Source organism: Bacillus sp. iso_77, from assembly GCF_056173625.1.
Map to the genome: position 1 here is coordinate 3,178,465 of NZ_CM149683.1, position 25,034 is coordinate 3,203,498.

At 40.2% G+C, this 25,034-nt stretch carries 27 protein-coding genes and 1 pseudogene; 2 read left to right on the plus strand and 26 right to left on the minus strand.

Translation table 11 applies throughout. The features are described from left to right. Positions 1–11 precede the first annotated feature (11 nt). The 15 genes and pseudogenes from flaG to degS form a co-directional block, all read right to left on the minus strand. Positions 12–353, minus strand: coding sequence for a flagellar protein FlaG (flaG, locus tag AC0VYC_RS16400; protein WP_007499987.1), 342 nt, complete (start codon positions 351–353; stop codon positions 12–14). A 153-nt stretch (positions 354–506) separates the two neighbouring features. Next, positions 507–731, minus strand: a complete 225-nt coding sequence (csrA, locus tag AC0VYC_RS16405) for a carbon storage regulator CsrA (RefSeq protein ID WP_008348252.1) — start codon at positions 729–731, stop codon at positions 507–509. Next, positions 725–1,159 carry a flagellar assembly protein FliW gene (fliW, locus tag AC0VYC_RS16410; RefSeq protein WP_025208061.1) on the minus strand — a complete coding sequence of 145 codons (435 nt, stop codon included), beginning with the start codon at positions 1,157–1,159 and terminating at the stop codon, positions 725–727. The genes csrA and fliW overlap by 7 nt, the downstream gene beginning before the upstream one ends. A gap of 28 nt (positions 1,160–1,187) precedes the next feature. After that, on the minus strand, positions 1,188–1,766 hold the full coding sequence (locus tag AC0VYC_RS16415; RefSeq protein WP_135009633.1) for a DUF6470 family protein: 579 nt from the start codon (positions 1,764–1,766) through the stop codon (positions 1,188–1,190). A gap of 46 nt (positions 1,767–1,812) precedes the next feature. Continuing rightward, positions 1,813–2,723 (minus strand): annotated as a pseudogene (flgL, locus tag AC0VYC_RS16420) (flagellar hook-associated protein FlgL). Between the two features lie 8 nt (positions 2,724–2,731). After that, positions 2,732–4,252 carry a flagellar hook-associated protein FlgK gene (gene flgK, locus AC0VYC_RS16425; RefSeq protein WP_058336981.1) on the minus strand — a complete coding sequence of 507 codons (1,521 nt, stop codon included), beginning with the start codon at positions 4,250–4,252 and terminating at the stop codon, positions 2,732–2,734. A 15-nt stretch (positions 4,253–4,267) separates the two neighbouring features. Then, positions 4,268–4,750: a flagellar protein FlgN gene (locus tag AC0VYC_RS16430; RefSeq protein WP_113766912.1), complete on the minus strand. Its 483-nt coding sequence runs from the start codon at positions 4,748–4,750 to the stop codon at positions 4,268–4,270. Positions 4,751–4,768: 18 nt separating this feature from the next. Further along, positions 4,769–5,032 carry a flagellar biosynthesis anti-sigma factor FlgM gene (gene flgM / locus AC0VYC_RS16435; RefSeq protein ID WP_003213252.1) on the minus strand — a complete coding sequence of 88 codons (264 nt, stop codon included), beginning with the start codon at positions 5,030–5,032 and terminating at the stop codon, positions 4,769–4,771. Positions 5,033–5,111: 79 nt separating this feature from the next. After that, positions 5,112–5,531 carry a TIGR03826 family flagellar region protein gene (locus AC0VYC_RS16440; RefSeq protein WP_017357864.1) on the minus strand — a complete coding sequence of 140 codons (420 nt, stop codon included), beginning with the start codon at positions 5,529–5,531 and terminating at the stop codon, positions 5,112–5,114. A gap of 47 nt (positions 5,532–5,578) precedes the next feature. Beyond that, positions 5,579–6,169, minus strand: coding sequence for a ComF family protein (locus AC0VYC_RS16445; RefSeq protein ID WP_475388855.1), 591 nt, complete (start codon positions 6,167–6,169; stop codon positions 5,579–5,581). Between the two features lie 101 nt (positions 6,170–6,270). After that, complete coding sequence (gene comFB / locus AC0VYC_RS16450) at positions 6,271–6,564, minus strand: late competence protein ComFB (RefSeq protein WP_008348267.1); 294 nt, start codon at positions 6,562–6,564, stop codon at positions 6,271–6,273. 64 nt (positions 6,565–6,628) lie between these two features. Next, the gene (locus AC0VYC_RS16455) at positions 6,629–8,008 is read right to left on the minus strand and encodes an ATP-dependent helicase ComFA (RefSeq protein ID WP_445596822.1); all 1,380 of its coding nucleotides are present in this window, start codon (positions 8,006–8,008) and stop codon (positions 6,629–6,631) included. Between the two features lie 119 nt (positions 8,009–8,127). Beyond that, the gene (locus tag AC0VYC_RS16460; RefSeq protein WP_024719242.1) at positions 8,128–8,970 is read right to left on the minus strand and encodes a DegV family protein; all 843 of its coding nucleotides are present in this window, start codon (positions 8,968–8,970) and stop codon (positions 8,128–8,130) included. A gap of 210 nt (positions 8,971–9,180) precedes the next feature. Then, positions 9,181–9,870, minus strand: coding sequence for a two-component system response regulator DegU (gene degU, locus AC0VYC_RS16465; protein ID WP_008348273.1), 690 nt, complete (start codon positions 9,868–9,870; stop codon positions 9,181–9,183). A gap of 64 nt (positions 9,871–9,934) precedes the next feature. Beyond that, on the minus strand, positions 9,935–11,110 hold the full coding sequence (gene degS / locus AC0VYC_RS16470; RefSeq protein WP_024719243.1) for a two-component sensor histidine kinase DegS: 1,176 nt from the start codon (positions 11,108–11,110) through the stop codon (positions 9,935–9,937). A 221-nt stretch (positions 11,111–11,331) separates the two neighbouring features. Here degS and AC0VYC_RS16475 point away from each other — a divergent pair, with 221 nt between their 5' ends. Both AC0VYC_RS16475 and AC0VYC_RS16480 read left to right on the plus strand, forming a co-directional pair. Further along, positions 11,332–12,000 (plus strand): YigZ family protein, encoded by a 669-nt coding sequence (locus AC0VYC_RS16475; protein WP_017357860.1) that lies wholly within the window; start codon positions 11,332–11,334, stop codon positions 11,998–12,000. Next, the gene (locus AC0VYC_RS16480; protein ID WP_024719244.1) at positions 11,985–13,082 is read left to right on the plus strand and encodes an LCP family protein; all 1,098 of its coding nucleotides are present in this window, start codon (positions 11,985–11,987) and stop codon (positions 13,080–13,082) included. Before AC0VYC_RS16475 ends, AC0VYC_RS16480 begins: the two co-directional genes overlap by 16 nt. A 38-nt stretch (positions 13,083–13,120) precedes the next feature. Here AC0VYC_RS16480 and AC0VYC_RS16485 read toward each other — a convergent pair whose 3' ends face one another. The 11 genes from AC0VYC_RS16485 to AC0VYC_RS16535 all read right to left on the minus strand — a co-directional run bounded on the left by AC0VYC_RS16485 (position 13,121) and on the right by AC0VYC_RS16535 (position 25,000). Then, the gene (locus AC0VYC_RS16485; protein WP_024719245.1) at positions 13,121–14,188 is read right to left on the minus strand and encodes a glycosyltransferase family 4 protein; all 1,068 of its coding nucleotides are present in this window, start codon (positions 14,186–14,188) and stop codon (positions 13,121–13,123) included. Positions 14,189–14,322: 134 nt separating this feature from the next. Continuing rightward, positions 14,323–15,570 (minus strand): teichuronic acid biosynthesis protein TuaH, encoded by a 1,248-nt coding sequence (gene tuaH / locus AC0VYC_RS16490; RefSeq protein WP_052141842.1) that lies wholly within the window; start codon positions 15,568–15,570, stop codon positions 14,323–14,325. Continuing rightward, positions 15,539–16,294: a teichuronic acid biosynthesis protein TuaG gene (gene tuaG / locus AC0VYC_RS16495; protein WP_024719247.1), complete on the minus strand. Its 756-nt coding sequence runs from the start codon at positions 16,292–16,294 to the stop codon at positions 15,539–15,541. The genes tuaH and tuaG overlap by 32 nt, the downstream gene beginning before the upstream one ends. Positions 16,295–16,318: 24 nt before the next feature. Further along, the gene (gene tuaF, locus AC0VYC_RS16500) at positions 16,319–16,996 is read right to left on the minus strand and encodes a teichuronic acid biosynthesis protein TuaF (protein WP_039169802.1); all 678 of its coding nucleotides are present in this window, start codon (positions 16,994–16,996) and stop codon (positions 16,319–16,321) included. 61 nt (positions 16,997–17,057) lie between these two features. Next, a complete protein-coding gene (tuaE, locus tag AC0VYC_RS16505; protein WP_041507842.1) occupies positions 17,058–18,524 on the minus strand; it encodes a teichuronic acid biosynthesis protein TuaE in 1,467 nt (488 codons plus the stop codon). 39 nt (positions 18,525–18,563) lie between these two features. Beyond that, complete coding sequence (locus tag AC0VYC_RS16510; protein ID WP_475388860.1) at positions 18,564–19,493, minus strand: NAD-dependent epimerase/dehydratase family protein; 930 nt, start codon at positions 19,491–19,493, stop codon at positions 18,564–18,566. Positions 19,494–19,507: 14 nt separating this feature from the next. Then, positions 19,508–20,845: a UDP-glucose 6-dehydrogenase TuaD gene (gene tuaD / locus AC0VYC_RS16515; protein WP_427243725.1), complete on the minus strand. Its 1,338-nt coding sequence runs from the start codon at positions 20,843–20,845 to the stop codon at positions 19,508–19,510. Between the two features lie 75 nt (positions 20,846–20,920). Further along, complete coding sequence (gene tuaC / locus AC0VYC_RS16520; protein ID WP_440170268.1) at positions 20,921–22,105, minus strand: teichuronic acid biosynthesis protein TuaC; 1,185 nt, start codon at positions 22,103–22,105, stop codon at positions 20,921–20,923. Then, positions 22,102–23,553, minus strand: coding sequence for a teichuronic acid biosynthesis protein TuaB (gene tuaB / locus AC0VYC_RS16525; RefSeq protein WP_440170266.1), 1,452 nt, complete (start codon positions 23,551–23,553; stop codon positions 22,102–22,104). The genes tuaC and tuaB overlap by 4 nt, the downstream gene beginning before the upstream one ends. Positions 23,554–23,571: 18 nt before the next feature. Beyond that, positions 23,572–24,231: a sugar transferase gene (locus tag AC0VYC_RS16530; RefSeq protein ID WP_008348294.1), complete on the minus strand. Its 660-nt coding sequence runs from the start codon at positions 24,229–24,231 to the stop codon at positions 23,572–23,574. Positions 24,232–24,430: 199 nt separating this feature from the next. Continuing rightward, positions 24,431–25,000 carry a hypothetical protein gene (locus tag AC0VYC_RS16535; protein ID WP_019743577.1) on the minus strand — a complete coding sequence of 190 codons (570 nt, stop codon included), beginning with the start codon at positions 24,998–25,000 and terminating at the stop codon, positions 24,431–24,433. Positions 25,001–25,034 lie beyond the last annotated feature (34 nt).

Below are 25,034 nucleotides of genomic sequence, written 5' to 3' on the forward strand. Positions count from 1 at the left end.
TCTCCCTTCAATTACATTCTTTTATCGACAAATAAACCGACAATCTCTGTCATTGCCGCATAGAAATCAAGCCATTCTTTGGAAGGAATCTCTCTAATGACTTCTTCGGTTTGGTTATCTACGACTTTGACATAATATTCATTGAGTTTTTCATGTAATTCAAATTGAAGATGAAATTGAGTAGGTTCAATCAGCTTATTTGCTCCTTGAAGCGTTTTCTCAATTTCTTCTTTTGAAACGACTTTTCCATTTGCTTGTAAATCAGTGTTTGCATTGTCATTTTGATGATTCGTAACACGGGTTTGAAATGCATCAATCAGTGGCTCTAGCGAAGTCAACTTACCAACAGACATAGTTATTCAGCTCCTGTGCTTTAATCTACCTTTTATATCGGCTTTGAATTATTAAATTAAATATAGATGGACCGATTTGTTAAAGTTTCATATAGATGTTGTACTTCTACGGTTTCACACGGAGGAGGATAGACAAATAGGATAAAAAAATCCTCACTTTTTTTGTGAGGATAATTGAGAAAGTAGATCAAAGGACAAGCTAGCAGCACGGCTGTTTTCTTCTTGAATAGACAGGTATACTTCCTTCCTGTGAATATCAATATGCTTAGGAGCCTCAATTCCGACTTTTACTTGGTCGCCTTCAATCGCAATAATTTTAACTTCAATATCGTCGCCTATTTGAATCGATTGATTTAATTTACGAGATAGAACTAACATGAGGAAGCCACCTCTAACAAATGTTTTGTATGATAGGCTGAATCATGCAAAATGACCTGCTTGGCTTTCATGTTTTTCCGATTCACAATAATAGGCGCTCTTAAATTGGCTGTCGTTTTTTCAATAGAAGATCCCATTGTTAAAATAACCATGACTTCCACATCATTGGCATCTTCTACCCCAAGAATGTCTACAACCGATTCTTCTAAGTCAAATTCATATTGATTGAAGAACAAAAATGGGCTGCTGACAATAAAGCCTAGTTCTGCATTTTTCAAAGATTGAAGAACTAAAAATGGGGATTCTTCTGATAAAGGTAAAATGACAAATTGTTTTTGATCCAGAAATCCTGGTATCCCATTAGAGAAGTGAATGATTTGCTCCTCTTTAATCGTCACTTCGCCATGGTATTTTGTTTGAATGATCATAATTCACGACCTTTTTCATTTTTCTTAACTATACCTTATCACCATTTTGACCTGTTTCGTCAACTTCTATTTTTAATTCTGGGTATTGTAACATATCAATATGAACTTTACCTGGCTGGTAGTTAACAATTGGTTTATGAGGTGTTGCCTCTATAATTGCTTTTTGCGGCTCCACATCAATTTTAAGTTCAGATGGCTGATAGTGAATTTTTACACTAAAAAATGAAGGAATCACACCGATGTTGAATTGTTTTGCTGGAGGACTGCCGTTGATTTTCGCAAACTCAGCAATCGCATTCCCACCATTCTCGATCTTGATGAGTTCACTTCCTTCTTCCGCTCTACGTCCCATTCCTTCTCCAATCGCACGTTTCCCCTCAGTAGCCCATTCCTCTGAACGTCTAAAAATCGACTTAATATCCATATCGGCAAATGCCTCGGTTTGATCTATGGTTAATTTCGACGGTGTCCTTGTGATATTCATGACAGCTCTTGGCTGCTGAATGTCAAGATCCGCTCTTGGCTGCTCTACTTCTTGCTTGGAAGGGGTTGTCGACATTTGCAGCTTTGCATAAGTTTGCTCCATTAACAATCTAGGGATTTGCATAGGTTCACCTCCATGATGCAAAAAAGCACCCAACGGATGCTTTTTCTTATCTTAAGAAATCGACAAGGGATGGCTGAATCACTTTAGCTGTCGTCGCTAAAGCAGCTCTATTCACAGTCTCTTGTTGAAGAAGATCAAGAATGGCTTTTTCACTTTCTACATCTTCGGCATCTGATTTAGCCTTTTTCAGCACTTCAAATTGCGAAGTCAAACGGCTCCCGACTAAGTCGATACGATTGGATCTAGCCCCAAATCTGAACGCTCAGCACTCATCACTTCTTTAAACTGATCGATATTTCCTAATGCATCATCTGAATTTGTAAACGTTCCATTTTTTAATGAGTTTTCTAAATCAGTCAGCATTTCAATGACATTTTGACCACTGGCAGATTGTCCACCAAAAGCTGAAAGAGGATTTGAATTCACATTTAATGTGATTCCATCAGAAATGTTCGACTGAACCACGTTTGCATCTGTATAGTTTTCAAAGTTAAATGTAAACGTACCATCTGCATTCTCTACAACTGGTTTAACATTTGTATTCGTCCCATTAAAAACAAACTTACCTAACATCTGCGTGTTCATTGCATCAATGATTTGATTCTTCATCTGACCAATTTCTACCCCGATAGCAGCTAAATCTTCTGGCTGTTTTGTTCCATTGGCCGCATCGAGTACTTTATCTCGTATATTTGACATGATATCAATTATTTCAGTGACACTTGTTTCAGATGTATCAATCCAGTTTCGTGCCTCATTTAAATTAGTTTGGTATTGCTCATTTCGAAACATGGCTGTACTATACTGAAGACTTTTCACTGCTGCAACAGGATCATCAGACGTTTTTGTGAAACGTTTTCCAGACTGTGCCTGCTCATTAATTTTAGAGAGTTTTTCATAACTTTTACTAATATTTCGAAGTGAATTTTGAGAAATCATACTTTGCGTGACTCGCATCAGTTACCCTACCTTCCTACGACTCCCATGCCGTTTATTATTTTATCTAATACTTCGTCTTGCATCGTCATAATTCTTGCTGCTGCATTATACGCATGCTGAAATTGAATCATGTTCGTCATTTCTTCATCTATAGATACAGCACTAGTTGACATCCTGCGTTCATTGGCTGAATTCACAAGAGCTGCTGAACTGCTTTCAAGGGTCATGTTCTTTTTAGCTTGTATCCCCATTTCGGCAATGACATTCTGATAGTAATCCTGAATTGTTGTGGTATTTCCGCCGATTGGTAGCTTTAAGTTTTGAATATTAGCTAATTTCGTAGCATTCGAACCATCACCTTGCGTTTGATTAAGAGATGCAGCAATGTTATCTGTCGATGCTAAAATCACGTCACTCACTTTGATACGGGCTGCCAAGCCTTTATTCAAATCATTGTTATTCTCAATATCGAAAAAGTCTTGTCCACTTGTGCCATTTAACGTGTATCCTTGCTTATGGACGTCGTTAAAAGCATCCATAAATACTTTTGCTACTTCATCCAGCTCAGCAAGCATATCCGGGTACATGCCTTTTTCATCTCCATTAGACATGTAGCCATACGCCTCAACAAGTGCTTTTACTTTACCATTCACTTGTAATTGATCAGCTGCGATGGTTGTCGTTCCAAATTGGAGTGAGTTAACAAGTCCCGTCGTATTATCATAGGAAAGTTGCAATTCAGATTTTTCATTGGTAATGCCATTTAAAATTGTTCCAGCAGATTGTCCATTTGCACCGATAATATCGATGTTAACGGTTCCTTCAGCAATTTCCAGAGCATTTCCTCCAGAAGGGTTGTAGCTCACTTTAATATCAACAAGTGAGGAAAGCTGATCTATAAGAGCGTCTCGCGTATCATAAAGATCATTGGGAAGATAACCATTTGGCTCAACTGTTGCAATCTGTTTATTCACTTCATCAATTTGAGTTAATAGGGTGTTCACATTTTTTGCCGTTGAATCGAGTTCAGTTTTTAAATTCTTTTGTATCGTTGTTAAAGAAGAATTTAGCAGGCGGAATTGATCTACTAAAGCTTGAGCACTTGTCTTAACAACTGTACGGGCTGAAGCAGTATCAGCATTTTTCGATTCCGATAAGACTTGTAATGATTTCCAGAGATTATCAAAGGCTCTATTCAAGCCTTCATCTGTCAAATCATTCATCACTCCTTCCATTTGTGAAAGAGCATCAGACTTCGTCGCATAATAAGACAAGTTATTGTTATGATCTCTATACTGAAGATCTAAAAAGCTGTCTCGAATTCTTTCAACAGTTCCAACTTGGACACCTGTCCCCATTTGGCCGTATGTCTTGCCATCATAAACAGAAATCACTGGGTAAGGATTCTCTGCTTTAAAGGTAACTCTCTGTCTTGAGTAGCCATCAGTATTTGCATTGGATACGTTGTTTGATGTGACATAAAGCCCTGCACGCTGGGCTGTGATTCCTCTTTTTGCCGTTTCTAGTCCCATGAATGTAGAACCCATAGATATCCTCCTTGTTTACGCCTTTGAATCAAACAAAGCCCTATGCTGTTTAGGCTTTGAACTCTCAAGACCATTTTGTCCGTAATTCATATTTTCTTTGTTAGGATTCACAAGATCGAATGTCAGTGAAATAAATTGAAGTGACTGCTGAATAAGCTGTTTGTTCAGTTCGTTTACATCTTTCAGTTCCACCATGATGTCATTCAGCTTCTCATATAACGAAATAAGCTGTTCTTGATCCGTTCCTGTAGCTTTTTCGATGCATGCGGTGATTGTCGGCGATTGATCACTTTGTAAAAATTGAACTGCTGCTTCAATCCGCTTTTCTTCTAATTGTGAAATGGCCTGAATATATTTTTGCTCAAGGTTCAGAACCTCTGAAAGAGCATCGATCTCATTATTTTTCAGCATTTCTGTTTTATTCTTAGACAGCTTTAGAAGCTGTTCATGTAATCCGTAGAGACGGTGCAGTTCTTCAATCATTATTTTTACTGACATTCACGCTACTCCCTTTTGTTATTGTTGTTTATAAAAATTCAACATTTTATCTGCAATGCCTTTTGTATCTACTTGATATGTTCCGGCTTCAATGCTTTTTTTAATTTGGTCTATTTTATCTTGACGTTCTTTCATGATATTCGGCACCTTTTGCATTTCGATTGCCTTTTTAGAAATTTCGACTTTGTCAGTTGATTTTGCTTGATTCGATTGCAACGTTTGTTTCTCATATGTTTTCTTGTAAGGATTTACTGGTTGTGTTCCATATCGATTAATTTTCACGGGATTCCTCTCGCTTTCCGTTACAGTCTGTCTTGATTCTATCCATTTTATCGACCAAACTGCAACTTAGTTTAGGGAATCAGTCGTTTTTAGGATTAATGGCATAATAGGTGTCTTTTTTCCTAGATTCAATCTCCCTTTTACGCTCTTCTTCTTGGTCCATTTGGCTGATTTGCGTCTTTATATCCTTTTCACAATGGCTACACAGCTTGTTTTTTCTGATCGGTTGGCCGCATCTTTCACAAGGATAATTGATATTCGGGAATTGACTAATTTGAAGTCTTTTTAAACGGATAAATTTCAGGATTAATTCTTCATCAACTTCTGTTGCGTCTACTATTTCAGCAATGGTTGATTGTCTATTACTTTGCTTACGCAAGAATTTATAAACGATATCAAAAGAACGTTCTTCTTCTTCAAAGCATTTGTTACAAACCGTTTGGATGGTGGTTTTTAAAAATAACTGATTACATTGTGGACAGTTTGCCAATTGATTCATAACCAAAACCCCTTACGTTATTTTCTTTTCTTAATATCGGTTGATTGTCATGATTTTTGACTACGAATCAACGTAAAAGAGGAAACACTTTTGGCGCCTGCGTCTTTTAAAATTTTTGCTGCATGATAGACTGTCGCCCCAGTTGTATAAATATCATCGATTAATATGATATCCTTTAGAACGATCGGGTTTGACTGCCTTAATTGGAACAAATTCTGTTGATGTAAACGTTCATTTTTTCTTTTCTTAGACTGCTTACTTTGATGTACTTTTATAAGTGGCTCCAATATAGGTCCGCCAATCATGGAAGCAAGCATCATTGACTGATTGAATCCTCTTTCCTTTAATCTCTCTTTACTCAAAGGAATTGGGACAAGGACCGGTTCTTTGATTGAAAAAAAACGTTTAAACGCTGACTGTACATCTTTTTTTAATAGATCAGCTAAAGCCGTATCACCTCGAAATTTAAATCGAGCTAGAATATCTTTCATAAAGTCGTTGTAAGCATAAACAGACCGATTCATTACAAGAATCTCAGCAAAATCCCGTCGTTTATCCCACCTTGAACAATCCTGACACAATTGATCATTTGATTGCGCTCTTCCGCATTTGGGACAAGTAGGACCTTGAATCTTCATCAGGTGGTTCTTACATGCTACACATAAACGATCTTCATTTAATAGTAGGAATGATTTCCATGTAAAAGCAGCCACAAAATGGCTCTCACAAATTGGACAAATCAACGCTTTTCTTTGTTCAACGGCAAATGATTTTCGCACCTTGGATATGTAGTGACCGTTGAAGCAGCTTCTGTCAGAATGACGAGCATCGCCGTATTTTTCTGTTTATCCACCATCTCGGATTTACTGTAGGATATTTTATCGATATCTGTTATATATTGCGGTTTCACTTGATTTAGAGAAATGGCTAATACATCTTCTATACATTTTTCACAATGACAAATCATGTTTAATTGGTTGAGATATTGATAGAGAATTTCTTTAAGTAGTATTTCTTTTGCGTTGAGTAGCATATTTTGTCTCTCCTGCCATTTGTGTTTTGTGAATATAATGTACCATGATTTAGTTGAACCCACACTATTTTTCAGAAAACTCTTTTTCAGCTGTATTATTCATTTTTACGATATGTTTCTTTGCTTGTTTCATACTTCTCGTTAAACCAAAATGAAAAAAATACACGTCTCCGTTAAAAAAATCTGGATGTCTCCCTGCTCTACCAGAAATTTGGACAAGTGCACTTTCTGAAAAAATAGGAGATTCCGCACCTAATACGCCCACCTGAACATCTTGAATGGTAACGCCTCTTTCTAGAATAGTTGTTGTAACCAATACATCGTATCTATGATCTCTGAAATGCTGGACTTTTTGCTTCCTTTCTTGATCACCCGCAGAAACACCCTGTACATTTACATCTTGACCTTGAAGAACATGAGTTACCTTCTTCATAGTAGAAATAGAAGGAACAAAGAGTAACACTCTTTTTTTCTTTGTGATATGTTCATGCAGCCAGTTCATTGTAGATGCTGGAAGCCGATTTCTTTTTAATTTTTTTTTCCAATCTCCAACCCATTGAAATGTTGGGACAGGCAACGGTTTTTGGTGGAAGCGCAGAGGAATTTTGATCGCTTCTAATTGTCTACGAGCAACATCCTTTTGCATTTTTTTAGATGGTGTGGCACTTAAGTAAATTCTAACTCCTGTTTTTTTCATTGATTTTAAAACAGCAAACTGAAGCCGTTCATCCATTGAATAAGGAAATGCATCGACTTCGTCTACAATGAGGACATCAAAGGCGTTTTTATATCTCATTAGCTGATGGGTTGTAGCGATCATAAGCGGTGCCATTTGAAATCTTTGAGAACTCCCGCCATAAAGTGCAGCTATATTCAGTCCTTGAAATGCCTTTCTCATTCGAGGTTCGAGCTCAAGTACAACATCGGTTCTAGGCGTCGCAATACAAACACTCATTCCGTTATTTAGCGCATATTTTATTCCATGAAAAAGCACCTCCGTTTTCCCCGCACCACAAACAGCCCAAACGAGCAGATCAAATTTGTTTTGGATTGCTTCTACTAGTCTATCAGACGCTCTCTTTTGCCCTTTAGAAAGCTCTCCCTGCCATGTTAATTCAACTCGTCTTGTTTCTTTCTTTTGTGGACCCGTCCATTCATAGAGAAAGCCACATTCACTTACTTTTCCCAGCATGATGCAGGATCTACAGTATACACAGTCTTTTTTACATGTTTCACACGGAGAGAGGGCAAAGTAGCGCTTGTTTGATACACCGCACCGGCAGCAGATCAAACCACTCGCCACCCTATCGACAGCAGGTGTTCTATGGATAAATCCTTGATTCTCCAGCCACTCCAATTCGGACTGTGTACATTGACATTCAACAGGAAGAAGATGCCTTGATTGTAGCTTGTGACTGAGTTCCATTGCTTTTTCCAGATTCAATTTCACGCACTACCTTTCCATTCATGTTGACCCATTATGTACAAAGAGAAGGCCTTTCGTCTAATTGTAAAAATAGAAAAACAAATCCCCTTTTCCATGAGAAAAGGGGATTTTGATATCTACCTGATGATCCAGCCAAGTGCTAAAGAGCCTTCGCCTAGATGAGTGCCAATCACGGCACCAAAGTAGCTTTTATAAAATTCAACATGAGGATACTTTTCTAATAAGTGCGCAATTAATTCATCTGCTTCTTCTTCTCTATTACCATGTATCAGAGTTGCTCTCATTGGAACACCACGTGATGCATCTTCATCAAATAATTCAAAAATACGTGAAATGGCTTTTTTGCGTGTACGAATCTTCTCAAAAGGGACAATTAGCTTGTTGTCAAAATGCAAGATAGGCTTTACCTTTAAGAGGCTTCCAATAAAAGCCTGAGCACCATTTAATCTGCCGCCACGTTGTAAATGAGTTAAATCGTCTACCATAAAATAAGCTCTTTGATTTTCTTTTAGATAATTGAGATGGGAAATCACTTCTTCTGGAGAAGCACCACCTTGGATTTTTTCAGCCGCTTCTAACACATAAAAACCTTGCGCCATACAGCTAGTCTCTGTATCAAACGGATAAATGTCGATTCCGTCAACTAGTTCATTCGCTGAGGCCGCACTATTGTATGTTCCACTAATTCCGCTTGACAGATGTATACTAATCACAGCATCATATGTTTCACTAAGTTTTTCATATAATTCTATAAGTTCACCGAAAGCAGGCTGAGAGGTTGTTGGAAGATCTTTATGTTTCTTGACTTCTTCATAATATGTCTTCCAATCCATTTCTACTTCTTCACGGTATGATTCAGTACCAAAGATGACATTCAGAGGGATCATATGAATATGATGTTTATCACGTAGTTCTTGTGGTATATAAGCAGTACTGTCTGTTACAACGGCTATTTTCATTCTTAAATACCTTCCTTATCCGTTAAGTTGCTTTTAAAAAAAGAATGATCATTGTTTTTCACTAGATTTATAATACTAATCAAAAAAGCTTGCCTAATCAATAGGCAAGCCCGCTATATCCGAAAAAGACTCCTTACCTGCCTATCATTGCTCTCTAACTTGAATGTGAGAGAATTAAAAACAGGCGGAAAAGGAGTACTTGTCCGGACATTATCTCATTTCTACCCAGCCGTTTTTAATTGCTACAACAACAGCTTGAGTACGGTCGTTTACATTCATTTTTTGCAAGATGTTACTCACGTGGTTTTTGACTGTTTTCTCACTAATAAAGAGCGACTCACCAATACCTCTGTTGCTCTTTCCGTCAGCTAACATTTGAAGAACTTCACATTCACGTCTTGTTAAGATATGAAGTGGTCTGCGAATTTCAGGATATACCTCGTGCTGTGGATGTGCTGAAACGCCGCTTGTTGCTAAGCGTCGGAATTCATTTACTAAGTTATGAGTGACTTTCGGATGTAAATAAGAGCCTCCGTCAGCTACTACTTTTACTGCTTCAATGAGGGTATCTGCATCCATTTCTTTTAACAAGTAGCCTCTTGCTCCTGTTTTTAATGCATGTGTCACATAGTTTTCATCGTCATGAATAGATAGGATAATGACTTTTGATTCGGGATAAAGCTCTACTAGCTGTTTTGTAGCCTCCACACCATTTACATTCGGCATATTAATGTCCATAATGACAACATCCGGATGATAGTGTTCTACGATACGTGCAGCTTCGTCACCGTCGTCTCCTTCTGCAACTACTTCAAAAGTAGGTTCAAAATCTAAAATCCGTTTGACACCTTCACGGAATAATTGGTGGTCATCGATAATTACAATATTTACTTTAGTCACAAGCTACGCCTCCCCATGTTTATTGTTCTACACCTGAACTTTATGGTCAATATGTCTTTTGTCTCTATTTTACAATTTTATTTTGTAATGTTAACGGTACTCTAATCATGATGAATGTCCCTAGACCTATTTTTGAGTCTATGGTCATTTTACCTTCTAGTAAGTCTACGCGCTCTTTCATGCCAAGTAAACCGAAGGATTTGTTTTTATTTGTTTTCACATCTTTCATATCAAAGCCTTTTCCATCGTCTTTGATAATTAACGTGACAAAGTCTTTTGTCACTTCTACTTTTACAGAGATTTCTTCAGCTTCGGAATGCTTCAATGAATTTGTGACAGCTTCTTGGGCTAGTCTAAACAGTGCCACTTCGAACTGAGAAGCAATTCTTTCATTTTCTGTATCCCCTAGGCATTGGAACGTAATTTTGGTTTTTCCATCATATTCTTCAATTGTGTTTAAGTATTTTCGCAGTGTCGGAATGAGACCCAAATCATCTAAAGCCATCGGTCTTAAATCATAAATGATTCTTCTCACTTCGTACAGTGCATTTCGCACATTCTGTCTTAGACTTCTAATTTCTTTAAAGCCTTCTTCTGTTCCACGGTCTCTAAAAATTCGTTCAATTAGTTCTGAACGCATCATCACGTTTGCCAGCATCTGAGCAGGTCCATCATGGATTTCTCGTGATACCCTTTTGCGCTCTTCTTCCTGGGCTTCAATAATTCTTAGTCCAAAATCTTGTTTTGCCTGAGCATCTTCAAGTAAAACACCGACCTGACGTAAATCTTGGTTCAAGTAGTTGAGAACGACCGTGATCTGGCTCACAAGCGTTTCTGAACGTTCAATGACATCTTGTAAGCTTAACAATCGTCTTTCGAGATCATCTCTTCTTTCCCTCAGCTGTTTTTCGCGCTGCTGGATCATGGTCAATTCTACTTGCAGGTTATGTGCTTTTTCATAGGCTTCTCGTATTTCTTCTTCGCTGAATTTGTTGAAGTTTCTGCTGACCTCAGATAATCGATTTCTAGCATGTCTCGTATGTACTTCTAGTTTATCCCCAAAATCAATTACTTCGTTGACTTGCTGTTTAATTTGCTTGAGCTCTTCTACTAGGCTTTCATATTGTTGACGGGACTGTTCGCCGATTCTAAATACTTCGTCCTTACTGCCATCAACTGTACTTAGCATTTTCATGATGATTGAATCCAATAACTTCGGATCCATTTTAGGTGTTGTCATGGCTTTTCCCTCCCGTAACAGTGATGTCATCTTTTTTTATTATAAATGTCATTGATCTGCATTTTATGTCGAATTATAATGAAAGAATGCGTATAAATCATGAAATTTTTATGACGACCCTTTTTCCGCTCCTATCATCATAACAAAATACGCTGTAAAATTCTAAAACCAATGCAAATTTTCTCTAGCCTTACAATTTGCTTGTCAGGAGGGTATGTCTTTTGCTGAACCGCTATCTCACAGTAAAAAGCCGTGGCGAGCATGAGATCGTCATTGAAAAATCACGTTTTATTTGTCATATACAACGTGCTGTCTCAGAAGAAGAAGCACAAGCCTTTATACAATCCATAAAAAAACAACATTGGAACGCCACTCATAATTGTTCCGCCTATTTGATCGGTGAACATGATCTGATTCAAAAAGCAAATGATGATGGTGAACCAAGCGGTACGGCAGGGGTGCCTATGCTTGAAGTGCTAAAAAAACGCAAGCTGAAAGATACAGTTGTTGTCGTCACTCGTTATTTCGGCGGTATTAAGCTAGGTGCCGGTGGATTAATTCGTGCGTACGGAAAATCTGTGTCTGAAGCTATTAATCATGTTGGTATGGTAGAACGCTGTTTAATGCGTACGATGCACACAACAATAGATTATACATGGCTTGGAAAGGTAGAGAATGAGCTTAGAGCCTCATCTTTTCAGCTAAAAGACATCCATTATGCAGAAGATGTGATTTTTGAAACGTATGTAGAAGAAACACAAACAGAGCAGTTCATTGAATGGATGACTGAGTTAACTAATGGAAAGAGTGTTACTAAAGAAGGCGAATTGATTTATTTAGAAAAGGACGTTGGTCCGATAAAGGAGACAGATGAATGGCACAACGAGTAAAAGTGCGTGTACGAAAGAAAAAGAGTAAGAAGAAAAAGATTTTCAAACGGATTCTGGTCTTATTTTTGCTTCTCTTCATCTGCATGGGCGGATTTGCAGTTTATAAGATTGTGAATACACTCCAGGCTGCTGACAAAACTTATGATGAATTAGAGCGCGGGGAGAAATCGAAACTCCGTGATGCTGTCATTGATATAAAGAAAAAACCTTTCTCTGTCCTATTTGTTGGTATAGAGGATTACGCCACAAATGGTGATCACGGCCGTTCAGATTCACTCATCGTCGCAACGATTAATCCTCAGGATAAAACGATGAAAATGGTCAGTATCCCCCGTGACACACGAGTACAGCTTGCTAGTGACACAACGGGAAATAAAGTAAAGATCAATGCGGCATTTGCTAAAGGCGGTAAAGACGAAACGATTGAAACTGTCGAACAATTCTTGCATATCCCAATTGACAAATATGCAACAGTGGACTTTGACGGTTTTAAGGATGTCATTGATGAAGTTGGGGGAATTGATATAGACGTTCCATTTGACTTCAATGAAAAAAGTGACGTCAAAAAATCGAAAAAGATTTACTTTAAAAAAGGGAATATGCATTTAAACGGGGAAGAGGCACTTGCTTATGCGCGAATGAGAAAACAAGATCCACGTGGTGATTTCGGGCGTAACGATCGTCAGAAACAAATCTTACGTGCCATGATTGATCAAATGGCGAAACCTCATAACATTGCAAACGTGGATAATATTGCAAAAGAAGTAAGTGATCATATAACAACCAACTTCCGCATCACAGAAGGACTTGCGCTACAGCAAATTTACAGTGGTTTTAAAGGAGACGATACTGAAACACTATCTATTAAAGGATCAGACCTTTATTTAGGACCAAATCGAACATACTTCTTTGAGCCAGATCAAACCAACTTGGCTGAGGTGCAAAATGAGTTAAGGACGCATTTAAAGCTTCCTGCTGAGTCATCGTCCTCAACTGAAACAAATACACAAACCGATTCATCTTCTGGTACAACAGGGTCAGCCGATACACAGGCCCCTTCGACCAGCACATCAGGACAATAATAGGAAAACAGCCCGTTCCTTGGAAGCGGGCTGTTTTTTTATTGTCTTTTGACCATTCGTTTGTAGAATTTCGTAAATGGTTTAAACTCTTCGTTCACCAAACCAGTGACTTCAGCGATAACTTGCATAAACATGACCAGTAAAAAGATGATGATCAATGACAGCCAAATGGTGGCACTTGTCAGCAAAATCGCGCTTAAGCTGAAGACTAAGCCAATCATGTAAATCACAATCACTGCCATTCGATGTGATAAGCCAAAGGCCATCAGTCGATGATGGATGTGTGATTTGTCAGGTGATGAGATAGGCTGTTTATTCAATATTCGTCTTATGATCGCAAAGGTCGTATCAAAAATAGGCACACCTAAAATAATCACAGGGACAACAACACTAAACAAAGTAACACTTTTGTACAATCCTAAAAGTGACAGGACCGAGATCATATAGCCTAAAAATAACGAACCTGTATCACCCATAAATATTTTTGCTGGATGGAAGTTATAAAAAAGAAAACCGATGGTACTGCCAATGACGACAAGAGATAACGAAAGAATCAGGATCTTGTCCGCAGAAAATGCCATGACGGCAATCGTGGTTAAACCGATAACCGAAATTCCGGCAGCCAGTCCATCTAATCCATCAATTAAATTGATCGCATTTGTAATCCCAACAATCCATAGTACAGTCAGGGGATACGCCATCCATCCTAACTCCAGTCGATCTGTTAAGAAAGGAACAGAGAAAAAGTCCATTTTTAAGCCCGTGCTCACGATTAAGCAAGCAACGAGAACTTGTACAAGAAATTTAAATTTTGCACTTAAATTATATTTATCATCAAATATACCTAAAATGACGATGAGTACAGCGCCAACTGATATAGCTGTAATTTTATTATGTAGAAACAGCCCGCCTGCTAGTGCTCCAGCCGCTACCCCAATAAAAATCGCCAAACCGCCCATTCGAGGCATTACTCTATCATGAACTTTTCGTTTATTCGGCTGGTCCACTGCACCAATCTTAATTGCAAACTTTTTGACGATTGGTGTCACAATTAAAACTGTAGCCAGAGAGACAAAAAACGCTAATAAGGCGCGTTCGTAATCCATAGGTCAGTCTCCTTCTAAATTGAAATCTGTATTTTGTATATTGGCCGCTCTTTCCATTATACAATTGAATATAGGATGATCACAAGCTCCCCCTAAGAAGAAGAAACAAATAAAAACGCACAATCCTGAATGAATTATGCGTTTTCTTTAATATTCGTTAATTCCACCATGTTTGTGAACAGTGCGTGCCAATCTTTTTTCTTTGCCCGGCTTTGTCTTAGATGTCTGCATTTCATGTCATCTTTTTTACTGATCACTTTCTGGCAGGCTTCTACGAAGAGAGCTGGATCTTCGCCCTCTACATATTCATACACATCATTCTCTTTTAGCCTTTCCGTTGATGGAAGATTTAAACCAACAACAGGGATTCCGGCTGCTAAAAATTCATACAGCTTGAGCGGAAAAACCGCTTGATTGTAAGGAGACTGTTTGTATGGCATCATCCCTACATCAATTAATTTCATATAAGCAGGCACTTCTTCTGGTGCGACTGCTCCAGTCCATAGGACATTGGGCAGTTTGAGTGCATGCTGAAAAGATGGATCTCCATTCGTTCCATCCGGACCGACAAATAAAAATGTCCAATCTGGCTGCATGCGAGCAGCTTGAGCGATCATGTCAAAATCGAGCTTCGGCTTGATCCCACCTATAAAGCCAAGAACCGTTCCCTCTCTTCCCTCTAGCACGTCTTCCCTGCTAGGAAGGTTGCTTTTTGCAAACACATCATACTCGACGCCATTTTCCACTGTAAAGACATCTTTCGGTTCACCCATGAGCCTTTTTTTGATTTGATCATGTAAGTATTGTGAAGAGCATGTAATGCTGTGTGCATATTTAATAATGCGGTTTTCAGCTTTTACAATGACTCGCTGTCTCATATAAGAGAGAATGTTGTTTTTTCCGCTGATGGGCTCTCCCCACAGGTCACTGCAATCATACACAATATGTTTCCATTCAAATAAAGAAGATAAGAGCGGAAATCCCGGAAACGTATACCATAAACAGACGGCTATGCCCTGCTTTTCTTCTTGACGCAAATGCTCAAGAAGAGGAGATAATTTATGAAAATAAAACATATCTTGATAACGGCCAAAGCGAAAAAACTTGCTCTTGAGCACATCAGGAATGGTCATTTGCTTCATTCGATCCGTTATAGGCTGAAAGGGAGCTGAATGACGAGTGGCAGATGGGCATACCCAGATGACCTCTTTCGTTTCTGGATCAGATGCAAGAAATTCCGCCAGTCGATGCCGTCTGTACCTTAGGCCATCGTGTCCCCATTCTCCCGTTGCGACAATCACATGTATGATCGACTCTGCTTTCACCTTTATCACCTTTTTTCCCTTCTGTTTATAAGCGCTTTTTGACAGCATTTGTGGCATAGTGCATAAAACACCAAGATGCTTTCACAAAATGAAGCTGCTCAATTTCTCTGTAGACAAACCATGTTTTTTTCGCTGCTTTCCACTTGTTACTAGAAATCGAGTTTCCCACGATGCGATATTCACTGAGCGGCTCACTCATTCCATAGGCAGTAAATCCTTTTTTTAAAATAGAGAGCCATGTGGCTAAGTCCTGCCTTGTTCGAATGTTTGGCATTTCCACGTGTCCTACTTGTTGAAGATCGAGCATCACCGTCAAACAGCCGATAATCGTATTTTTTAAAGCTTCATTGTAGTTCAACTGAGCCGGCGCTGTGACGGTTTTTTGTAACGGCTCTCCATTTTCTGAAATGATGTCATATGCCGTGAAAGTAAAGGCATGATCATTATCTAACATAAACTTGACCTGCTTTTCGAGCTTTGTCTGTTTCCACATATCATCGCTATCTAAAAAAGCGATAAAGCGGCCTTTCGCCTGTTTGATGGCGGTGTTTCTAGCAATAGCGGCTCCCCCGTTTTCCTCTAAATAAATGACGTTGATTCTGTCGTCCGTCTGACTTAATTCCCCTAACAACTTCCTTGTGCCATCTGTTGAGCAATCATCTGCAATGATCAGCTCCCAGTTGGAATAGGTTTGGGCAAGGACGGAATGAACTGTATCCGTTAAATAACGTTCCGCATTATACGCCGGTGTAATAATTGATACTAACGGTTGATTGTTCACCTAAGACTCATCTCCAGTTCATCATTAAGATTCTTTGAACACTTCAGGTAACACCACAAACATAAGCGAGATGCTAAGGCCAATGACAAGTCCAAGCAGTGCTCGTTTTTTCGCTGACATGCCTTTGCCTGCTTCATCAAGCACTTGGGCAGGATCGACAATCTTTGCCTGCTTCATCCCGAGCTTTGTCGATTCCAATTCATATAAAAATCGTTCTTTATCGACCTTGGAGTCATTGCTGACAGATTCATCTTCAAGAGCGGATAGTCTCCTTTCAATGACTTGCTGTCTTTTCGTAAATAAGGCTTTGTCCTGCTTTAAAAATGTATCTGACACTTGTTTCACTACCGCCAAAGCTCGAGCTTGATCAGCATCTGTAAACGACAACTGCAATTGTGTATCGGACTGGTTAGTGAGAATCAAACGATTTTTCACATCCTGCCTTTCTTCTTCCTTTACATCACGGAGTGCTTGATTCAGAAATGCATCACTTTTTAATAGAGATGTCACTTCTGCCATATTGTTATACACACCGTCGTCATATTTCCCAAGCGTCAAGGTCACAGCAGCTGTGTAACTAGACTGTTCTACTGTCCCCTTGGCAAAAAAGAAACCAAAAGCAGCCAATACAACGGGCAGCAGCACAAGCCAGACGATATATTTTTTCATTCGCTTCCCTATTCTTAACATAAAACCAGACATGCTCATTCTCCCAACATTGACGTATTTGCTTTTTCACTAGTGTAGCCATACAAACTCTGCATCACACGTTTGCCCACGGCTTGAAGCGCTGTTTATTTTTCATGATATTGACCGCTGCGATCACCAGCCCTAGAAACACCCAGTGGAAATATAAATTCGATACGGAACTAGGACTGATACTTGAGACGAGAAAGCTCAGCATGGCAGCAAATAGACCTTCAATGATCATCTTGGCTGATCTCGTGTCAGCCAATTGGTATTGTTTGTACAGTGAGAACATGAGATAGGCATACACTGAGATATAACCTAGCATGACGGCAAACCCAAAATTCGTCATCACCTCTAGCAGCCAATTGTGAACTTCCACGACCTGATCTGTATCAAAGATAGAAAAGTGAGCTAAGTAATAAGACACATTGCCCGCTCCGACTCCGAAACCGTATGAATTCGTAAAGAAATACCAAGCGTTTTTGATTAAATTTGCCCGGGCAATGTTGGACGGAAGTGGTTCGCTAAAAGAATGAGCGACCTGAGAAGCGAGAAACAAGTCATAAAAGACAGAATAGATTTTGGCTGAAAAAATGGCGATACAGATGATAACAAGCCCGCCTGCTGCCATGATGGACCACTTTTTTAAAAAGCGAGGCATCAACAGCCATACATAGATTGCCGCTCCGGCTAATATGCCAAGCAAGCTGGCGCGCGATTCTGTTAACAAAATGAGATACAGCGCTAAGATGGCTCCTAGTAATCCGAACGCTTTGATATAACCATTTTTCATTTGGCGCATGCACGCCACATATAAGAAAAAGCTAATAGATAAAAAAGTCGCAAAATCATTTTGGTTAAAGAAGACAGCTGTAGGATAGTGCTGTTTGTATGCTGGTCCAAGATACAATGAGGTATTCGGTAAATGGTTCAAGGTCAAGTGATTATAGAACCCGATTCCCATCACAAATACGGTCATGACTAGCCAAATACTATAAAAAGTCACGATCTGATCCATTCGCTGAATGTACATGACCACAAGAAAGACAAAACCCATTCCCATCGCAAGAAGAGACATATATTTCAGGCCGTCTGTGACCGAATGAGCCCAAAGCAGTGAGATGAGTCCGTAAAGAAACCATGCAGCGAAAAAACCAAGAATGCCTTTAACGCGAATTTGCTGCCACTGGGATATGTACGTTCCTTTGTCCCTCATCCGCCATATGAATAAAGCAAAGACAGCCAAGAGCATGATGCGGTAGAGAAAGAGACTAAAGAATCCGGCACTGATAGAGAAAAAAGCGTTATTGAGAAATGTTAATGCAATCAAAAGGTAAATGGCTGACATGAATATGTGCTCACCATTCATGTAGAGCTTCATACATATAGCAGCCGCTATGAGCACCACAATCAAAACCGGAATGACCACCATCTTCTTTAACCCGATAGGCTGTGTGGATGCCATTTGTACAAGCCCGATACCTGCTGCTAATAAAATACATCCGATTATGATTTGCCATGCTGTTTGTTTCACACTCATACCCATGTTCCTCCTAAGCAACCCATCCGATTTGAGGGATTAAGCCTTTACTTCCTGTTCATAGTAGGAAATGGTACGAGCCAAACCTTCTTGTAAACTCACAACAGGCTCCCATGCTAAGACTTGTTTCGTTTCCTCATTTTCCAATGTACTATGCACAATATCTCCTGCACGCTGAGGCTTATAAATCGGTTCAAGATCTGATCTCGTGACTCGCTTCATCGTTTGAAACAGCTCATTCACCGTGATGGAATGACCACATGAGATATTTAAACAAACGTTTGATTGAGCTGTTAAAGCTGCAACATTCGCTGCGGCTAGATCGCCTACATAGATGAAATCTCTTGTTTGTTCCCCGTTTCCAAAGATGAAAGGTGCCTCATGCTTTGCAAACTTATCAGAAAAAATTGAGACAACACCGCCTTCACCAAGTGCGTCTTGACGCGGACCATATACATTGCTGTACCGCATAATACAATAGTCCACATCATAGAGTGATTTTGCCATCTGTAAGTATCGTTCAACTGTCAGTTTCGACAAGCCATAAGGTGAACCAGGCTGCAGTGGATGAGCTGTGTCGACCGGCAGATAGACTGGGTCTCCATAGACTGCTGCCGATGAGGCAAACACCACTTTCTCCACCCCGGCTTCAGCCGCTGCTTTGATCACATGCAACGAACCTTTAATATTGACCTCTTCGTCGTAGACGAAATGTTGAACCGAAACGGCTACACTCACTTGCGCTGCAAGATGAATGATATAATCTGGTGCAATGTGTTTGATCAAATCGACCGTTTCTGATTTTGTGACATCTGCTTCAATGCATTGTACAGAAAGATGAGCGATATTTTCCTTCGATCCAGTTGAAAAGTTATCAAGAACGATGGGCTCATAACCATTCTCTAATAAAGCCTCTACCGTATGAGATCCTATAAATCCACTTCCCCCAGTTACCAATACTTTCTTCATCCAAGTTCCCCCTATTATTGTGCCTTCGATACCAATTCTGTTTCCCATACGCCTGGGCGGCCGATGGACTGGTAAATAAATCCTCTCTCTTTCATTTCTGCTGGATCAAACAAATTCCTTCCATCAATTAAAATGGGAGAACGAAGCAGCTGCTTGATCTGATCCTTATCCATCTTCTGTACGTCATCCCATTCCGTTAAGATGAGACAAGCATCTGTATCTTTCACTGTTTCATAGAGATCATTGCTGAAGACCGCCTGCGGGCCAAGCTCTCTTTCTGCTTCTACATAAGCAATTGGATCATAGGCTTTGACAAAAGCTCCGAGCTCTCTCAGCATTGGGATAATATCTAGTGCTGGCGCTGAACGCATATCGTTTGTATTTGGTTTAAATGCGAGCCCTAAAACGGAAATCGTTTTTCCTTTAATATCACCGAACACACTCATCAGTTTGCTGACAAGATGGGCTCTTTGGTGGTTGTTTGTTTCAATGACAGATTCGATCAGCTTGAACCGGTAGCCAGCTGTTTCGGCAATTTTGAGAAGAGCCATCGTATCTTTTGGGAAACAAGAACCACCAAATCCAATACCTGCTTTTAAAAATTTATGCCCGATACGGCTGTCTAATCCAACGCCTTCGCTGACTTTTTCCACATCAGCACCAACTCTCTCGCAAATGTTCGCAATGTCATTGATGAATGAGATTTTTGTGGCGAGCATGGCATTTGCCGCATACTTAATCATTTCTGCACTTTCTAGATTGGTCTCAACCACTTCTGTTTGAAACGGATCATGCAATTTTTTAATGATCGTGGATGCATGTGCGCTTGTAGAGCCAATGACCGCTCTCTCCATATTCATCGTATCTTGAATAGCTGAACCTTCCCGCAGAAACTCTGGATTGGAGACGACGTCAAATGGATATTTACTGCGTGAAGCCTTTTGAACAATGGCTTGAACAAGACGTCCTGTTCCAACCGGCACTGTGCTCTTATTCACGATGATTTTGTAGCCATTCAGGTGTTCCCCAACCGTTTGAGCCACAGCTCTCACGAATGTTAAATCCGCTTCCCCCTGAGGTGTCATTGGTGTTCCTACCGCAATATAAATAATCTCTGATTCTCGAATTGCAGCGGGAATATTGGTTGTAAAACACAATCTTCCTTCTTCTGTATTCTTCTCAATCAATTCCTTTAAGCCCGGTTCATAAATTGGAACGAGACCGCTTTTTAAGCTGTTGATTTTTGATTCGTCGATGTCACAACAAATGACGCGATTTCCGATATCAGCAAAACAAGTACCCGATACTAACCCGACATATCCTGTTCCAATCACAGCAATTTTCTTCAACATGTTTCATCCTCTCAGTAAAAGCATATTGGTCGTTCCAAACTGTTTATCTATCAGTCTTTGCACATTTCATCCTGTTTAAACGGTGGATGTTGATTGATTCAGCACCTTTTCATATTGCTGAATCAGGAGCGTTGCATTATGTGATGATGAATAATCTGTATGGACGATGTGGTGAAGATCGTTCTTCACTTGCTCGTTCCATCTGTTTTCATAAAGATAAGCGTGAATCGCTTCTTTTAACTGACTCGTTGAACGCGGTTCAATGAGCAGATGTTGATAGGTAGAAAATAGTGATGGGAGACCACCAACCCGTGTTGCGATGACAGGCATTTTTAAAGCGAGCGCCTCAAGAACGACAGTCGGCATTCCTTCACTGTAGGAAGGAAGGGCAAACAGGTCAGCTGCCATTAAATAATGTTTGACTTGTTCATTCGGCACCTGCCCCGGGAGTATAATGGATTCTCCCGCCCGTTCGGTCAGCTCCTTTGCGAGGGGGCCTTTTCCGACAAAGACGACTTTTACACCCTCCATCCCGCTGACAGCTTCCGCTAATTCAAGCAAACCTTTCTCTTTGACTAAACGGCCGACATAAACGACGAGCTTGTCGTGAAGCGGTAAACCAATCTGCTTTCTGATGGCTGTTTGATCCCCCAGTGTTCTAGCAAATGACTTGAGCGGAATTCCAAGCGGGAGGCATTGTGCATCCACCTCTGTCATGTTATGTGTTTTCTTTGCCAGCTCTTCACTCACTGTGAGAACAGCAGACGCCTGTTTTACTGCTGCTTTAAAGGCTGCAAGCGCCCCTTGACTATAGGTTGGATAGACGTTCACATCACTGCCGTGTAAGGTCAGAAGATAAGGGATGTTTGCTTCCTTTTTGATCACAGCTGCTGCGCCGCCAGACGGCATGGCAAAGTGCGCATGGATGAAATCCGGTGACAGTTCATAACGCTCCATTGTGCGCAGGACAGAAGCTGCGATTCGGTTACTCGGCTGAGCCCATTTTAGCTGTCCAGGCAGCGCTGTATAGGGCGGTCTGTAAACCGGCACGCCGCACCTCACTTCCTGCTGGGGAAGATCTTTTCTCTGACGATAGGAAGTTTTAAGCATCCGTAAGATGGGCGGATTGACAGGAGTAGGACAAATCACGCTCACTTCTACGCCCTGTTTGACCAGCTCCTGCACTTGCGTTTCATGGAAGACGCCTTCACTTGGATGTTTTTCACTAGGATATACACTTGTCAGCCATAGCACCTTCATGACGAACGACCTCTTCTCCATAATTTCCCTGACATCTGCGGATACATTTTGACAAGTAGCAAGCTATATAAAGCCGCACTTAAACCAATCGTCAGTAGTAATTGAAGCAGTATATCCGCTGATGTCAGCTTCATCCCTTGATGAACAGCCACTGCGCAGCCGGCCATTAGCAGCGTCATGACAGCAGGCTTTACGAGTGATTTTACATACATCTTCATATCTAGCTGAATGACATAAGCCATCAGCCACCTGCCGACAATGAAGTTCAGCAGGCTGACCCCTGAGTAGACCCAAGCTACAGTCAATAGACTGCCAGTATGGACTCCTGCATATAAGGCGCATCCATATACGATGAGCATGCCTGTATCCCAATAAAAAGCTAAGTCAGCTCTCCCTTTTGCAAGAAGGATGGAACCATTTGGATTCATCAGCACACGGAGTAGACCGACAATGCACAAAATATTCAAAACCGGGACCGCCACTAGCCATTTCTCTCCAAACACCACTTCTATAAAGCTATCTGATACGGCAGCAAGACCGATGAGTAGTGGAAAACTAATGAGTGCAAGCATATTCGTCATGCTGAGGAAGCCCTCACGCAGCCTAGAGTGATCGCGCTGACTTTTTGCGAAAACTGGGAAAGCCACTCTCGTCACAATCGGGTTAATTTTTAGCACCGGAATTGTGACGATTTGATAAGCCAGGCTGTAAATCCCTAAAGCCTCTGCTCCAAGAAATCGTCCTATTAAAATCATGTCGATGTTTGAGCCTGCCCGATTGACGAGTCTTGACGCAAGCTGGAAAGCCCCGAAGGAGAAAAACTCTTTCACTTCCCCTAATGCGAAAACGGGTGCTGGGCGCCACTTCTTCCAATAAGCCGCTGCATACATGAGACCTTTTCCTGATTGAAGCAGCACTTGAGAGATCACATAGGCCACAATTGGATTGATAAAAAAGGCTAGAATAAGTAGAACAATCAGCGAAATGATCGTCGCTATCGTTTCAATCGTACTTAAGGTTTTAAAGGCTAAATCTTTCTGCATCATATATTGATATTGCTGACCAATTGGTGCAATGAGAAACATGATTGATAATAACTTGAGCAAGCCTTCCAGCTCAGGTCTGGCATAAAAGGCGGCAATCAAGGGACTTGCGAGGATCAATACACAAAACAAGAGAATTCCCGTCAGCAAGTTGATCCAATATAATGTGGATAATTGACGTTCCGTCGTTTGTTCCTTTTGAATGATCGCAGCACCGATGCCTAGATCAAGTAAAATCTGTGTAAATATTGTGACCGTTGTGATCATGCCAACGAGTCCAAATTCTTTCAGTGACATTACGTTTCCTAAAAAGGCGAACTGTGCAATTTGGATGATGGTAATGATCAATGCGGACAAGCTTGTCCATTTTGCTCCGCCCAGCAGGCGATTTTTCATACTTGCCATTTCTCTTCCCTACTTTACTTATCTGGCTCCGTCACCAGTCACGATGACTTTTAACGTTTTTACCATAATCTTCGTGTCGAGAGAAAATGTCAAGTTTTGAATATACTGTAAGTCGTGTGATAATTTTTCACTTGGACTCATTTCATATCCCCCATTTACTTGAGCAAGACCAGTCAGCCCCGGCTTCACTGTCAGTCTTTTTGTAAAGCCTGGAATCGTCCGATTAAATTCGGCAGTAAACATTGGTCTTTCAGGACGTGGACCTACAATACTCATTTCTCCTTTTAACACGTTGATAAATTGCGGCAGTTCATCAATTCTTGTTTTTCTGATGAATGCCCCCACTTTGGTGATACGAGGGTCATTTTTTTGCGCCCATTTCGCTCCTCCGCTTTCTGCGTTGGTTCTCATCGATCTGAGCTTCCATAATTTAAAGTAGACACCGTCTTTGCCGACCCTTTCCTGCATATAAAAGGCTGGCCCTGGTGTTTCTAGCTTAATTAAAAGGGCAAACAGTAAAATGATTGGCGTACTCAACATCAATCCGATGAACGAGAACACGACATCTATGAAACGTTTTGCAAATAAATATCGAACCATATGTTCTGTTAAAGCAAAAGAGTGGTTTCGTCTCACTTCATATTCTCTGTAAAGGTTCATCGCTTTCTCTGCGCTCACTGACCTGCACCTCACCATTCAAAGTAGTTGTTGTGTAAAGAGATGTTCTATGAAAGTCAGTTTAGCAGAGCAACATTAAGCAAATGTAAATGGGCTGTTAAGTCTTGTAAAAGTGTGTTAAGAATGTGCCCTTATATCAAGTTATGCCCTTTTAAACGTAAAAAAGACCCGCATTTCTGCGGGTCTACGTGTCTTTTTTTTATTTTGCCTTTACGGATTCGATCGTCTTCAGTCTAAGCGTTCCGTTTGCATCTTTTGTATAAGTTACTTTCACTTTTGACTCTTCTTTTAGGCTGTTCACTTGTTTAGAAAATGTATTTCCGAATTGAATGGCTACTTCTTTTCCATCAATGTTGACAGCAATTGTATGTCCATCAGCCAAACCGACATATGTGCCTTCTTTGGTGACTTCATTTTTCTTCGTTGTAGATTCTTTTTTTGTTTTAGATTCAGCTTTTGACTGATCGTTTGTCGTTTCTTCTTTTGTGATTTCCTTACTTGAGCTTTCTTTTGCATCTTCATCAGATTGACCTGCTTGGTCTTCTGTTTGAGCAGCTGTTTCTTTGCTTTCATCATCTGCTTTTTCACTTGCAGACTTGTCTTCCGTCTTTTCATCTGTTGCATTTTCTTTCTTTTGATCTGCTGCTTCAGTTGTTTCTTTTTTGCTGTTATCCGTATTGTTATCGTTTGACTGATTTGATGTGCCGCATGCTGTGAGCATTACACCTAGAAGTAAAACTAAAAACGGCATTGTGATTAATTTTTTCAAGATCGTCACCTCTTCATGATTTGTCGATTTGCTG

Bases quoted from the DNA above. Each gene is read 5' to 3' on its own strand.
- flaG (WP_007499987.1), bottom strand. From the start codon at position 353: ATGTCTGTTGGTAAGTTGACTTCGCTAGAGCCACTGATTGATGCATTT.
- csrA (WP_008348252.1), bottom strand. From the start codon at position 731: ATGTTAGTTCTATCTCGTAAATTAAATCAATCGATTCAAATAGGCGAC.
- fliW (WP_025208061.1), bottom strand. From the start codon at position 1,159: ATGATCATTCAAACAAAATACCATGGCGAAGTGACGATTAAAGAGGAG.
- AC0VYC_RS16415 (WP_135009633.1), bottom strand. From the start codon at position 1,766: ATGCAAATCCCTAGATTGTTAATGGAGCAAACTTATGCAAAGCTGCAA.
- flgK (WP_058336981.1), bottom strand. From the start codon at position 4,252: ATGGGTTCTACATTCATGGGACTAGAAACGGCAAAAAGAGGAATCACA.
- AC0VYC_RS16430 (WP_113766912.1), bottom strand. From the start codon at position 4,750: ATGTCAGTAAAAATAATGATTGAAGAACTGCACCGTCTCTACGGATTA.
- AC0VYC_RS16440 (WP_017357864.1), bottom strand. From the start codon at position 5,531: ATGAATCAATTGGCAAACTGTCCACAATGTAATCAGTTATTTTTAAAA.
- AC0VYC_RS16445 (WP_475388855.1), bottom strand. From the start codon at position 6,169: ATGAAGATTCAAGGTCCTACTTGTCCCAAATGCGGAAGAGCGCAATCA.
- comFB (WP_008348267.1), bottom strand. From the start codon at position 6,564: ATGCTACTCAACGCAAAAGAAATACTACTTAAAGAAATTCTCTATCAA.
- AC0VYC_RS16460 (WP_024719242.1), bottom strand. From the start codon at position 8,970: ATGAAAATAGCCGTTGTAACAGACAGTACTGCTTATATACCACAAGAA.
- degS (WP_024719243.1), bottom strand. From the start codon at position 11,110: ATGACAACACCTAAAATGGATCCGAAGTTATTGGATTCAATCATCATG.
- AC0VYC_RS16480 (WP_024719244.1), top strand. From the start codon at position 11,985: ATGGCACAACGAGTAAAAGTGCGTGTACGAAAGAAAAAGAGTAAGAAG.
- AC0VYC_RS16485 (WP_024719245.1), bottom strand. From the start codon at position 14,188: ATGGATTACGAACGCGCCTTATTAGCGTTTTTTGTCTCTCTGGCTACA.
- tuaH (WP_052141842.1), bottom strand. From the start codon at position 15,570: ATGCCACAAATGCTGTCAAAAAGCGCTTATAAACAGAAGGGAAAAAAG.
- tuaF (WP_039169802.1), bottom strand. From the start codon at position 16,996: ATGTCTGGTTTTATGTTAAGAATAGGGAAGCGAATGAAAAAATATATC.
- tuaE (WP_041507842.1), bottom strand. From the start codon at position 18,524: ATGAGTGTGAAACAAACAGCATGGCAAATCATAATCGGATGTATTTTA.
- AC0VYC_RS16510 (WP_475388860.1), bottom strand. From the start codon at position 19,493: ATGAAGAAAGTATTGGTAACTGGGGGAAGTGGATTTATAGGATCTCAT.
- tuaD (WP_427243725.1), bottom strand. From the start codon at position 20,845: ATGTTGAAGAAAATTGCTGTGATTGGAACAGGATATGTCGGGTTAGTA.
- tuaC (WP_440170268.1), bottom strand. From the start codon at position 22,105: ATGAAGGTGCTATGGCTGACAAGTGTATATCCTAGTGAAAAACATCCA.
- tuaB (WP_440170266.1), bottom strand. From the start codon at position 23,553: ATGGCAAGTATGAAAAATCGCCTGCTGGGCGGAGCAAAATGGACAAGC.